The organism is Saccharopolyspora endophytica, assembly GCF_018070075.1.
Lineage (GTDB): Bacteria > Actinomycetota > Actinomycetes > Mycobacteriales > Pseudonocardiaceae > Saccharopolyspora > Saccharopolyspora endophytica.
Map to the genome: position 1 here is coordinate 109,365 of NZ_JAGPXE010000007.1, position 12,590 is coordinate 121,954.

Consider the following 12,590-nt stretch of genomic DNA (forward strand, 5'->3'; position numbering starts at 1 on the left):
TTCGCGCGAAATTCGACCCAACCCACCCCCAAGACACCCTGACCTGGGGATACACGCCCGGGCGCGTGGGGGGATTCGAATTTCGCGCGAAATTTGAACCCGGAAGATCCCGGTCGAATTTCGCGCGAAATTCGAATGGTTCACTCAGGTGAGGGACGTGAGGGTCTTCCGGAGGGCTGCGACGGCGTCGAGGATCTCCTCCGGGCGGGCCGAGAGCGGCGGCCGGGCGCGCAGCGAGTCCGGCCCGGACGGCAGGAACAGCGTCCGGTGCTGGTCCCGCGCGATCTCCAGGGCTCGGGCGCGGTGGTCCGGGTCGCGGAAGCTGATGGCGCACATCAGGCCCCGGCCGCGCGGCGAGTGGATCAGGAACGGGAACTCGGCGGCGAGGTCCCGCAGCTCGCCCAGCAGGAGCTGTCCCATGGCGCGGCTGTGGGCGAACAGGTCGTCGGCCTCGATGACCTCCAGGATCCGGGTCGCCCGGACCATGTCGGTCAGCGAACCGCCCCAGGTGGAGCTGATGCGGCTGGGCTCGCGGAAGGCGTTGTCGGCGACGTCGAGCACCCGGCGACCGCCCATGACCCCGCAGACCTGCAGCCGCTTGCCGAAGGCGACGAGGTCGGGTTCCAGACCCAGCGCCTGGTGCGCCCACGCCTGACCGGTCAGCGCACCGGTCTGCACCTCGTCGGCGACGGTGAGCACGTCGTGCTCGACGCACAACCGCTGCACCGCCTGCAGGAACTGCGGGCGCAGGTGCCGGTCGCCGCCCTCGCCCTGGATGGGCTCGTAGACGAAGCAGGCGATCTCGGCGCCGTAGCGGCGCAGCGCCGCCTCGGCCGCGCCCAGCGCCTGGACCTCTTCGGGCAGCAGCTCAGCGGTGTCCCACCGCTCACCGGGCTCGATGGCCGGGCTGGGGATCCGCGGCCAGTCGAACATCGGGTAGTCGCGGATCTTGGACGGGTCGGTGTTGGTCAGCGACAGCGTGTACCCGCTGCGCCCATGGAACGCCTTCTCCAGGTGCATCACGCGGCTGCCGCGCACGGCGACCCCGCGTCGCGCGTTGACCTTGGTCTTCCAGTCGAAGGCGACCTTGAGCGCGTTCTCCACGGCGAGGGTGCCGCCGTCGATGAAGAACAGCAGCGGGAGCTCCGGGACCCCGACGACCCGCTGGAAGGTCTCGGCGAAGCGCGCCTGCTCATCGGTGGCGAAGTCGGGGTTGGACGGCTTGACCCGCGAGACGCGCAGCAGCGCGGCCTCGAACTCCGGCGTGCGCAGGCCGGGGTGCCCGTGCCCGAGCGGCGCGGAGCTGAAGAACATCGTCAGGTCGAGGTACTCGGTGCCGTCGCGCACGTCGCGCAGGCGGCAGCCCTCGCCGGCGTCGAGATCGACGACGATGTCCATCAGATCGCCGGTGACCTGCGCTTTCAGCGCGGCTACGGGGTCGGTTCCGGCCCGCTGGGCGGGGACTGCGGTCGAAACGGTCTCGTGCTGAGCGGTCATGATTCGGCCTCCCGGCTGCGTGTGCGCGGGTCTCACGTACACAACAAGAATTACACAGGAAGCCGTGGTTCGAGCAAGATACTTCAGCTGATCGTCCGCATGAACGAAAGATATTCTTCTGCTCCGGGTGCACTCCACCCCTGGAGCAGAAGAATCCGCGGAATCAGCCGACGCGGCCGACGCCTCCGAAGAGGTAGACGGGCTTGGGCGTCTCGCCTTCGGCGTCCGGGCGCCACTGCGAGCAGCTGACCACGCCGGGCTCCAGCAGCTCGGTGCCCGCGAACAGGCCCTCGATCTCGGCGGCGGTGCGCGCCCGGATCGGCGTGCCGCCGCGCTCGGTCGTCTCCCGCATCGCGCGCAGCATCGGCTCGCCGTGCACCTCGGCGGAGGAGTGCGTGAGCACCAGGAAGCTGCCCTCGGGCAGCGCGTCGACCAGCTCGCGCACCACCCGGTACGCCTCCTCGTCGTCCATCAGGTGGTTGACCACGCCGAGCATCATCAGACCGATCGGCTTGCTGAAGTCCAGGGTCCGCTTGGCCGCCTCGATGATCTCCCCGGGTCGCCGCATGTCGGCGTCGAGGTAGTCGGTCGTACCCTCGGGAGTGCTGGTCAGCAGCGCGCGGGCGTGCGCGAGCACGGTCGGGTCGTTGTCGACGTAGACGATGCGGCTCTCGGGAGCGAGGCGCTGGGCGACCTCGTGGGTGTTGTTGGCGGTCGGCAGACCGGTTCCGACGTCGAGGAACTGCCGCAGGCCCTCGGTCTCCACCAGCCGGCGCACGGCGCGCACGAGGAACGCGCGCTCGGCGCGGGCGCCCTCAGGGATGTCCGGAATGTGCGCGATCACGGCGTCCCCGGCCTCGCGATCGACCGCGTAGTGGTCCTTGCCGCCGAGCCAGTAGTTCCAGATCCGCGCCGACTGCGGCGTGCTGATGTCGATCTCCACCGCTTCCAGCTCCCTCCACTGTGGTGCCGTGAATCCTACGCGGGAGAGGTCACGCGGAAGGGTCGTGCCGATATCCTCTGCGACATGGCCAGAAGGTCCGGATCCCAGACGCGCGAGGCGATCCGCGACGCCGCGACCCGGCTGTTCACCGAGCACGGTTACGCCGACACCTCGGTCCGCGACATCGCCTCGCTGGCCGCCACCGATCCGGCCCTGGTGATCCGGCACTTCGGCAGCAAGGAGCTGCTGTTCCTGGACACCATGCACCTGAGCATCGACGACGAACCGCTGCTGAACGTGCCGCTGGAACGGCTGGGCTCGCGGTTCGTCGAGGTGCTGCTCGACTCCGACAGCCGCAGCCGCGCGATCTACCTGGCGATGGTGCAGGGCAGCGGCAACCCGCAGATCGCCGCGCGACTGCGCGAGACCCACGAGACCTCGTTCGTCCAACCGCTGCGGGTGCGGATGCGCGGCCCGGACGCCGAGGACCGCGCCCGCTCGGCCGCAGCCCTGGTGGGCGGCCTGCTCTACGCGCTGTGGGTGGTCGGCGACCAGCAGCTGGCCGCCGACCGAGCCGGCCTGGTCGAGCGCTACGGGGAACTCCTGCAGCGACTGCTCACGCCGTGATCACTGCACCGACCAGCCGCCGTCGGAGGGCAGGATCGCGCCGTTGAGGTTCACCCCGTCGTCGCTGAGCAGGAACGTGATCGAGGCGGCCAGCTGCGGCGCCGTCGCCACCGGCGGCATCAGCCCCATGAACCCGCCCGTGCGCTGCTTTCCGAACTCCGACATGTCCCCGATCGACGCGCTGATGCCGGTGGCCACGCCACCCGGAGCGACCGCGTTGACCCGGATGCCCGACGGCCCGTACATGAAGGCGGTGTTGCGGGTGATGCCGAGAACCGCGTGCTTGGAGGCGGTGTAGGCGACCCCGGCGGCGTTGCCGCGCAGCGAGGCCTCGGAGGCGACGTTGACGATCGAGCCGCTGCCGGCCGCCAGCATCGACGGCAGCGCGGCGCGCGTGAGCCGCATCAGGCCGTCGACGTTGACCCGGAAGGCGCGTTCCCAGACGGCGTCGTCGAGTTCGTGCAGCGGGCTGAAGTCGTCCATGACTCCCGCGACGTTGGCGAGCCCGTCGATGCGCTCGCCCGCGGCGACGATGATCCGCTCGACGTCGGCCGCCTGCGAGATGTCCCCGGCCACGGTGACCGCGCCGGGCAGCTCGGCCGCGAGTTCGTCGAGCGGACCGGCGTTGATGTCGGCGGCGACGACCCGGCCGCCCTCGCGCGCGATGCGCGAGGCGGTGGCACGCCCGATGCCGGAGGCGGCACCGGTGACGATGACGGTCTTGCCCTCGAAGCGGCCGGGCACGAGGCGCTCCTGCCAGCCGGGCACGACGCCCTCGACCTCCGGCATGACCCCGCCGTTGGCCCGCAGCACCAGGTCGTCGACGGCCTCGCGGCTGAACGCGCCCTGGCTGAGCTCGACCAACTGCTCCAGCGGCATCCCGCTCACCGGCGCCAGCGCCTCGGCGTCGCGGCCGGAACCGGCCAGCAGCTCCTCGATCAGCGGCCTTCCCTCGGGGTGGTCGAGCCACTCCCCGATCGAGCTCCTACCGCTCAGCACGTCACCCACCGCGCACCTCCACAAGCGAAGTCAACACTGTTGACTTCACTCTACCCGGGCCCCGCACACCCCTGACCAGGCAACACCGGACCGACACCACAACCACCCCGACGCCCCAACCCGGAACACCGCCGTAATCCGCCGCCGGAAAACTGCCGTAATCCGTCGCGGCTCCGGGGGCGGGGTGTGGCGGTGGTCAGTTGATGCCGCCGTTGGCGCGGAGGACCTGGCCGTTGACCCAGCGGCCGTCCGGACCGGCGAGGAAGGCCGTGACCGCGGCGATGTCGGCCGGGGTGCCGAGACGTTCCAGCGGGGGCTGGGCGGCGAGGCGGTCGACCGTCTCCTGGTCCTTGCCCTCGAAGAACAGGTCGGTGGCCGTCGGCCCGGGAGCCACGGTGTTGACCGTGATGTCGCGGCCGCGCAGCTCGCGGGCCAGCACCATCGTCATCGCCTCGACGGCTCCCTTGGTCGCCGTGTAGGGGCTGTAGGTCGGGAAGGCCAGGCCGACGACCGAGCTGGAGAAGGTGATCAGCGCTCCGCCCTCGCGGATGCGGCGGGCCGCCTGCTGAGCGACGGCGAAGGCGCCCCGGACGTTGGTCCGGTACACGTCGTCGAGGACGGACAGGTGCAGGTCGACGACCGCGGACAGCGCCATCTTCCCGGCCGCGTGCACGACGACGTCCACCCCGCCGAACTCGGCCTCGGCGGTGTCGAACATCGCGGCCACCGCCTGCTCGTCGGCGACGTCGGCCTGGACGGCGATCGCGCGCCCGCCCGCCGCCTCGACGGCCCGCACGGCGTCCTCCGCGAGCCGCTCGTTGCCCGCATAACCTGCGACGACCGCGAAGCCGTCCGCGGCGAGCCGGGTGACGACGTCGCGGCCGATGCCGCGCGAACCGCCGGTGACGATGGCTGTGCGTGTCATGGTGTTCCTCTCGTCGGTGACGAGAACCAGCCTGCGGCGCGGCACCGGGACCATCCAGTTGCCGCTGACCCGGGGGTCACCGTCCCCTGGCTCGGCTCCGGTCGTCCGGCGGAGACTGGACGGCGTGAACCTCGGCGAGCTCGGCGATTTCCTCAAGAAGCGGCGCGACCGGATCCGGCCCTCCGACGTGGGACTCCCCTCCGGGCCTCGACGCCGGGTCCCGGGTCTGCGCCGCGAGGAGGTCGCGCAGCTCACCGGCGCCTCGGTGGACTACTACATCGAGCTGGAGCGCGGCGGCGGTGCGCAGCCGTCGGAGCAGATGCTCGCCGCCCTCTCCCGCGCGCTGCGGCTCACCCGCGACGAGCGCGACCACCTCTACGCGCTGGCCGGACGCCCGCTACCGCTGCGCGGCGGCTCGGCCGCGCACGTGCACCCGGGGATGCTCGACCTGCTGGACCGGTTGTCGGGCACGCCCGCGCAGGTCATCACCGACCTGCACGTGACGCTCGTGCAGAACGACCTCGCCGTCGCGCTGCTCGGGCCGAAGGTGCCGGACAGCGGGATGCGTGCGAGCTTCGTCCACCGCTGGTTCACCGACCCGGGCTCCCGCGCGCTGTACCCGGAGGAGGACCACGCGCACCACGCCTGGACGTTCGTCGCGGACCTGCGCGCCGCGGTCGCCCGCCGCGACCCCGACGATCCGGAGGCCCGCGAACTCGTCGACGACCTCACGCGCCGCAGCGCCGAGTTCGCGGACCTGTGGTCCCGGCACGACATCGCCGTCCGCCGCGACGAGCGCAAGCGGCTGGTCCACCCGGAGCTCGGCACGATCGAGGTCAACTGCCTGAACCTCGTGAGCGAGGACTGCCGCCAACGCCTCCTGTGGTTCACCCCCGCCGTCGGCACCGACTCCGCCGACAAGCTCGATTTCCTGGGCGTCCTCGGCACCCAAGCGCTGGCTCCGGACCGCTCCTGAGGCCGCGGTTTTGTCCGAGCGGCCGGGTTGGCCAAAGCTGTGAGCTGCGAAGACATCCGGAAATGTCTCGGGGTGCAGGTGTGCCCATTGATCCGTGGATCCCGGGCCGCCGGGGTGAATAACGTGGGCGTCGACCCGAGCGGGACTCCTCGGCCGACAGGGGGTGCCGGGGAGTCCCGCGGGGGTCAAGGCCGGATCTGGATGTCGAAGAAGACGGGACGGAGGTCCTCCGGGAAGAACTGCCGACCGTCCTCGTCGACCATCTTCCACGCGATCTTGCAGCGACCGGGCGCGTCGCCGGTGAAGACCGGAACGGCGAGCGTGACCGTCTCACCGGGCGCTACCTCGCCGACCGAGACCCGCTGCGGAGCGGTGCACGCCGCGTCGCCCTCGCGGAAGACCTGCGCCAGGTACCGGCCCTCCCACGGTTCCCTGCCGACGTTGCGGACCTCCCAGGTCTTGGCGAAGTTCTGCCGCATCGCGAACTCGGTGCCGTCCGGGACGGTTTCGCTGAGCATCAGCGACGCGTCCCCGGGGATCGGGCGCTGCTCCGGCATCCACCACCAGACCGCGCCGATCACGACGAGGACCGCCACGACGCCTGCGACCAGCCACTTCGGCCACCGCCGGGGCTCCGGCCGGGGAGGTTCGGGATCAGGTTCGGGATCAGGTTCGGGGACGGTCCGCGCCGACTCCCAGCGCTTCGACCACTCCCGGCGCGCGGTGCTCTCGTCCTGGCCGAGCACCCCGACCGCGAGGCAGCGGACGAACTCCCACGTCGTCTCCCACGACGGCAGGTCCTTGCCGCGCGCAGCGGCCGACAGCGCCGACTTCGACGCGGCGGCGCCGAACTCGCTGCGCATCCGGTCGTAGGACGGGTCGCCCGCGGATTCCTTCAACTCGCACAGCTGCCAGGCGAACTCCGCGACCGGGCTCTCCTGCGGGTCCGGGCGCTGCTGCTTGCGACCGCGCTTGCGCGAATCGTCTTGCCTGATCACAGAACCGTCCACGCCGCTCATTCTTGCGCAACGCCCACCGAGCCCCCGAGCCCAGCCGACGAAAGCGGCGGCCGACCCACGTCGTGGATCGGCCGCCGTTCACCGCTGCTGCGCGCGTCGGCGCAGCCGCGGGACCGCGCTCTGGGTCAGCGCAGGGCGTTGAGGGTCAGGGTGAACACCTCGGGGTCGCCCGCGTTGACCTTGCCGCTGTGGTCCTCGCCGGCGTTGGAGCTCACGTCGTCGTAGGCGAACGCGTACCCCTTGCCGTCGGGCAGGTTCTCGTGCACCACGCGCGCGTAGTGGTTGGTGATGTCGTTCTGGTAGAACGTCGCCGGGTCTTCCTCGTGCGGCTGGTTGGGGTTGATCAGCAGCGTCGTGCGGTTGAACGCCGCCGCCAGCCGCGGCACGATCGCCAGGCGCTCCTGCGAGTCGCTGCCCGGGTTGTTGGCGAACGGCCCGCTGTTGCAGCCCCAGATGTCCACCGAGGACGGCTTGGCGAAGCGCTCGGCGCCGAACACCAGCTCCTCGCCCTCGACCTTGCCCTCGATGATGCCGAGGTCTTCGCGCTGGGTGTCGACGAACAGCGACTCGCCCGCGTACTTGGCGTAGACCTCGTCGACGTAGGGCTCCAGGTAGCCCTCGAAGTCGGCGGCGCGGTGGTTCGGGTTGAGCACCCGCACGACCTTGCCGTTGGTCTCCTGCACCAGCGTGGCCCAGTTGCCGCCCATGCCCTTCAGGCTCTCGGCGACCTTGTCCATGCCACCGGTGGGCATGCCGGGAACGCTCTGCTCACCACTGCCGGTGGTGGTCAGGTGCAGCCCGATCGGGGCGGCGACGAAGTCGACGTAGCTGATGTTGGCGTAGAGCTGCTCGGCGTTGAGGGTGAACTCCGCGAACGTCCAGTCCTTGCCGAAGTTCGGGTCCTCGCTGGAGACGAAGTTCGGGTGCACGACCGAGGTCGTGCCGTCGGCGCCCTGGACGACCTGGAACTCCAGGGTGTCGTTGAGGGAGTAGTACACGCGAGCGCCGTACATGCGGGGCACCGTGACCTCGACGGTGCCGTCGACCGGGATGGCCACGTCGTCGCCGATCGGCGCCGGCTCCGGGCCGCCCGCCTCGGGGAAGTACGGGGTGCCGTCCGCCTTGATGAAAACGGCCTTCTTCTCCGCGTCCGAGAATCCGGCGATGTAGGCATTTGCCGGACCGCCGGAGTTGTTCTGCAGCACGAACTTCATGCTTTCCGGTGCCGCCGAGGCGAATGGAGCGCTGATCGCCTGGGCCCAGAACGGTGCCGTGAGCGCCGCAGCGGAATATCCGAGAAACCGCCGACGAGAAACCATGTGGATACCTCCAGAGACAACGGGACCACCTCGTTGGGCAGCCGATCCTCTCTCGTGATCGATCCCGAAGTCTGCCTTTCTGGACGAGTCTTTCCATACCCCCAAAAGGACCGAAATCATCACACCTGAACATTATTCAACGCAGCCGCACATTCACCGTTGAATGCGCAAGGCGAGGGCGACATTCCGACAGATAAATGTGAATGCGCTCGAATCGACCCATCAAAATCCGTGATTTTCGCGGGTGAACCGAAATCTACCTCTGTACGTGCACCGCGTACAGGGATACCGGTTCCGACTTTCCCTTCAGCTCCACGTCCGGCCGTTCTTCGAGCTCCGCCGGAGCGCCCGCGACCAGCTCGCGGGTGCGCTCCGAGATCAGGATGGTGTCGCCGGTCTGCCGGGTCGCGGCCTCGATCCGCGCGGCGACGTTCACCGGATCACCGATGACGGAGAACTCGAACCGACCAGCGCCACCGACGTTGCCCGCGACGACGACCCCGGTGTTGACCCCGATCCCCACCGACAGGCCACCGCCGAACTCCTCGCCCACGGCCGCCGCGATCGCCAGCGCCGCCAGCAGCGCCTGCCTCGGGTGGTCGGCGACTCGCCGGGGAGCGCCGAACACCGCGAGCAGCCCGTCCCCGACGAACTTGTCCACGTGCCCGCCGTGCTCGCGGATCACCGGTACGGCTCGCTCGAAGAGCCGGTTGATCGTGCCGACGATCTCGGTCGCGGAGATCGTCTCGGAGAGCCCGGTGAAGTCGCGGATGTCGATGAACATGATCGACACCTCCACCTCTTCCCCGGCGAGGTCGGTGCCCTCCCGGAGAACGTGCTCGGCGATGGCCGGATCGACGTAGGTGCCGAACGCGGAACGGATCTGCTCCCGCTCCGCCAAACCCGCGACCATCTCGTTGAACCCGGACTGCAAACGCCCGATCTCGGTGCCGTCGTACACGGGGATGCGGATGTCGAAGCGCCCCCTGCGCACCTCGGCCAGGGCGTCGGCGACACCGCTGATCGGGTCGGCCGTCGCCCGAGCGGCCAGGTACACGGTGAGCATGCCGACCACCAGCGCCGTGCCGGCCAGCGCCACCATCGCCACGGCCAGCTGGGTGTCGGTCACCTGGGAGGGAGCCAAGGTCCGCAGCCCGAGCATGAACAACCCCGCCATCGGCACGCAGCTGCCCAGCGCCCAGGCCAGGACGCTGCGCACCGCCACCCCGCGACCGACCCGCAGGTCGTTCGGGTCGACGCCGGTGAGCAGCCGCGCCGCGGCGGGGCGGAGCAGCCGCTCGATCAGCAGGTAGGCGCACGCGGCCGTGGTCACGCCGGTGAGGACCACGATGACGCCGACCCACACGCCGCGCTCGACGTCACGGCTCGCCTCGAAGACGGCGAACACGACCGCGCCACCGATCCACAGCCACACCTGCAGCCAGAACACCCGCAGCGGCAACCGCAGCACCGCCGCTCGCAGCTGAGCGGTGGCCGGGCCGCCGGAGGCGAGCCACCGGTTGAGCCCCCGCTGCCCCCGGACCCCCGCGACGACGCCGATCAGCGCCGCGAGCAGCATGTACGCGGCCGCGGCCAGGATGTAGAAACCGTTGGGCAGCATCCGGTTCGGCGGCAGCGGGATGACCACGAGGTTGAGCGCGAGGACCGCCACGGTCCCGATCAGGTTCGCCAGCACCACCACCGCGGCGACGACCACTCGCGTCAGGTCCGCGAGCACCCTGCCCTCGGCGTCCTCCAACCGGACGTCGGCCCTCAGGAACGCAGGAAGATACCGCACGAGGACACGAGGAGGAGTCACGTCGCCACGGTAATCGAACGCGGTGACGCGATGTCGAGTTCAGCACGGCCTCGCGGGCGCCGGACCCGTGGTTCGGCGCCCGCTGCCCGCAGGAGCGGATCAGAACAGGTCCGGCACCTTCCAGCCGTCGAGGTCGTACTCGTCGAGGAAGCTCTCCGCGAAGCCCTTCATCTGATCGACGCCGCCGCGGTTCTGCGCGGCGAAGAGGAGCTCGGCCTTCACGTTCTCGTGGTTGCCCGAGTAGTTGCGCTCGTAGAGCTCGTGCCTGCCGCCGAACTCGGACCCGATGGCGTCCCACAGCGCCTTCATCACCTTGACGCGGTCGACGGCGGTGACCCCGTTGGAGCCGCGCACGTACTTGTCGAGGTACGGCCTGACGTCGGGGCTCTGGAAGTCGGCCGCACCGGAGGGCAGGTAGATCAGGCCGGAGGCCACGTCCTGCTCGATGATCTCCTTGACGCGCGGATAGCCGTGGATCATGAACATCCGGTAGGTCAGCCCGTACTCCAGCTTCGGGATGACGGCGTCACCGACCCACGGCTCGGGGTCGCGCGCCATCGACTCGGTCAGCGACCAGAACAGGTTGCGCCAGCCGATGACCTCGCCGACCCGGGTCTGCACACCGCGGAATCCGCCGGAGCCGGTCGCGTCGAGGGCCTTCATCAGCAGGCCGGCGATGAAGTCGAGCTTGACCGCCAGCCGGGTGCAGCCCTGGAACGTGAAGCGCGGCAGGAAACCGGACTGGAGGAAGAAGGCGTTGATCCGGTCGACGTCGCCGTACATGAACACGTTCTCCCACGGCACCAGCACCTTGTCGAAGACGAAGATGGTGTCGTTCTCGTCCATGCGGCTCGACAGCGGGTAGTCGAACGGCGTGCCGTTCTGAGCCGCCTGCTCGGTGTAGGAGGGGCGGCAGATCAGCTTGACCCCGGGAGCGTCCATGGGGACCGTGCAGATCAGCGCGAACTGCTTCTTGCGGATCGGCAGTCCGTAGTGGGCGATGAAGTTGTAGTTGGTGATCGCCGATCCGGTCGCGACCACCTTGGCCCCGGACACGACGAGGCCAGCATCGGTCTCCTTCTCCACCTTCATGTAGACGTCGCCCACCTCGTCCGGCGGCAGCTGCCGGTCCACGGGCGGGTTGATGATCGCGTGGTTCCAGTAGAGGACCTTCTCCTGCGACTCGCGGTACCAGCGCTCGGCGTTGGCCTCGAACGGCGCGTACAGCTCCTTGTTGGCGTGCAGGGTGCCGAGGAAGCTCGCCTTGTAGTCAGGGCTGCGGCCCATCCAGCCCCAGGTCAGGCGGGCCCACTGCGCGATCGCATCGCGTTCCTTGATCAGGTCGGCCGACGAGGTCGGCGTCTTGAAGAAGGGCATGGTCACGCCGCCGTTGCCGGTGTCGGTCGGCACCGTGAGCGCGTCCACGTGCGGTCCGGTGTGCAGCGCGTCGTACAGGCGCGCGGTCATGCGGACGGGGTTGCGGAAGGCGGGGTGGGCTGTGACGTCCTCGACCCGCTCGCCGTGCAGGTAGATCTCCCGGCCGTCGCGGAGGCTCTCGATGTACTCGTCCCCGGTCATCGGCCGCGAGGCGAAGTTCGTCTGCCGGTTGGCGGGAGCGTCCTGCGCCGGGTTGACCTCGGGCGCGCTCGCCGCGAACTCCGACTCCTCGGGGGCGGAGGTGAGGGTGTCAGCCATCTGCTTCTCCTTTGATCTCGATGGTGGTGTGCGGGGACCTCAGCTGGACCGCGCGGGAACGGGGTGGAACCGCGCCGTCGCGTCGAACCAGCCGGCGTGCGGGTCGTCCTGGCATCCGAGCCAGACGGTGTCGGACGTGCGCTGCCCGATGTGGTGGAAGGCGCTGTCGTGGAACAGCAGCGGAGCCCGGTCGGTCGTGCGGACTTCGACGCATTCGCCCAGGAAGAGCACGTGATCGCCGCCGTCGTCGGCGCGCCACGGGTCGCAGATGATCGACGCGGCGGTTCCCGCGAGCGCGGGTGCGCTCGGGCCGTCCACCCACGGCAGCGGATCGGGGCTCGGCCGTCCCGCGAAGTGCATGGCCACGTCGACCTGGTCGGCTGCCAGCACGTTGACCGCGAACGACGCACCCTCCAGGTGACCCGCGGCCTTCGTCGTGCGCGTCAGCGCGACCTGCACGAGCGGCGGCTGGAGCGAGATCGGGGTGAAGGCCGTGACCGTGGCGCCGTGGTAGTGCCCGTCCTGAGTCCGGCAGGTGATGACGGTGACTCCGGTCGCGAAGCGGCCGAAGGTCGATCGCAGGGTGCGCGGATCCATGTTCTGCTCCTTCGCAGTGGCAAGACCTGCGGAAAATGCGCGGTCCGGAACTAAGCCGTGACGCTAGGTCGAGCCGATGTCGCGGGCGATCCGCTCTGCGAACGTCCGATCCGGATTGCGCATCGGACAGCGTCGAACTGTTATGCGCGCCACTCCCGAGCACGTACGATCGGT

11 protein-coding genes are annotated in these 12,590 nt (G+C 69.8%); 2 read left to right on the forward strand and 9 right to left on the reverse strand.

Translation table 11 applies throughout. From position 1 onward, the window contains the following. Positions 1 to 144 precede the first annotated feature (144 nt). Together lat and KBO27_RS17585 are read right to left on the reverse strand one after the other, a co-directional pair. Entirely contained in the window at positions 145 to 1,497 is a 1,353-nt protein-coding gene (gene lat, locus KBO27_RS17580) for an L-lysine 6-transaminase (RefSeq protein ID WP_210971075.1), read from the reverse strand. Positions 1,498 to 1,660: 163 nt separating this feature from the next. After that, a complete protein-coding gene (locus KBO27_RS17585; RefSeq protein WP_307870468.1) occupies positions 1,661 to 2,440 on the reverse strand; it encodes an SAM-dependent methyltransferase in 780 nt (259 codons plus the stop codon). Between the two features lie 84 nt (positions 2,441 to 2,524). On the opposite strand from KBO27_RS17585, the gene KBO27_RS17590 reads away from it, so the two are divergent. Continuing rightward, the gene (locus KBO27_RS17590) at positions 2,525 to 3,067 is read left to right on the forward strand and encodes a TetR/AcrR family transcriptional regulator (protein ID WP_132673817.1); all 543 of its coding nucleotides are present in this window, start codon (positions 2,525 to 2,527) and stop codon (positions 3,065 to 3,067) included. Here the strand turns inward: KBO27_RS17590 and KBO27_RS17595 are convergent, their stop codons facing one another. After that, on the reverse strand, positions 3,068 to 4,075 hold the full coding sequence (locus KBO27_RS17595) for an SDR family NAD(P)-dependent oxidoreductase (RefSeq protein ID WP_210971076.1): 1,008 nt from the start codon (positions 4,073 to 4,075) through the stop codon (positions 3,068 to 3,070). It lies immediately after the preceding gene. A 187-nt stretch (positions 4,076 to 4,262) separates the two neighbouring features. Beyond that, the gene (locus tag KBO27_RS17600; protein WP_210971077.1) at positions 4,263 to 4,991 is read right to left on the reverse strand and encodes an SDR family oxidoreductase; all 729 of its coding nucleotides are present in this window, start codon (positions 4,989 to 4,991) and stop codon (positions 4,263 to 4,265) included. Between the two features lie 16 nt (positions 4,992 to 5,007). Here KBO27_RS17600 and KBO27_RS17605 point away from each other — a divergent pair, with 16 nt between their 5' ends. Further along, positions 5,008 to 5,967: a helix-turn-helix transcriptional regulator gene (locus tag KBO27_RS17605; RefSeq protein WP_307870469.1), complete on the forward strand. Its 960-nt coding sequence runs from the start codon at positions 5,008 to 5,010 to the stop codon at positions 5,965 to 5,967. A gap of 185 nt (positions 5,968 to 6,152) precedes the next feature. Here the strand turns inward: KBO27_RS17605 and KBO27_RS17610 are convergent, their stop codons facing one another. From KBO27_RS17610 to KBO27_RS17630, 5 genes are all read right to left on the reverse strand, one after another. Further along, positions 6,153 to 6,965: an NBR1-Ig-like domain-containing protein gene (locus KBO27_RS17610; protein ID WP_307870470.1), complete on the reverse strand. Its 813-nt coding sequence runs from the start codon at positions 6,963 to 6,965 to the stop codon at positions 6,153 to 6,155. A gap of 146 nt (positions 6,966 to 7,111) precedes the next feature. Beyond that, a complete protein-coding gene (locus KBO27_RS17615) occupies positions 7,112 to 8,305 on the reverse strand; it encodes a glycoside hydrolase family 64 protein (RefSeq protein WP_210971079.1) in 1,194 nt (397 codons plus the stop codon). A gap of 256 nt (positions 8,306 to 8,561) precedes the next feature. After that, a complete protein-coding gene (locus KBO27_RS34600; RefSeq protein WP_210971080.1) occupies positions 8,562 to 10,124 on the reverse strand; it encodes an adenylate/guanylate cyclase domain-containing protein in 1,563 nt (520 codons plus the stop codon). Between the two features lie 99 nt (positions 10,125 to 10,223). Beyond that, positions 10,224 to 11,702 (reverse strand): 4-hydroxyphenylacetate 3-hydroxylase family protein, encoded by a 1,479-nt coding sequence (locus KBO27_RS17625; RefSeq protein ID WP_246537552.1) that lies wholly within the window; start codon positions 11,700 to 11,702, stop codon positions 10,224 to 10,226. A gap of 156 nt (positions 11,703 to 11,858) precedes the next feature. After that, positions 11,859 to 12,416 carry a flavin reductase family protein gene (locus KBO27_RS17630; protein ID WP_210971082.1) on the reverse strand — a complete coding sequence of 186 codons (558 nt, stop codon included), beginning with the start codon at positions 12,414 to 12,416 and terminating at the stop codon, positions 11,859 to 11,861. Positions 12,417 to 12,590 lie beyond the last annotated feature (174 nt).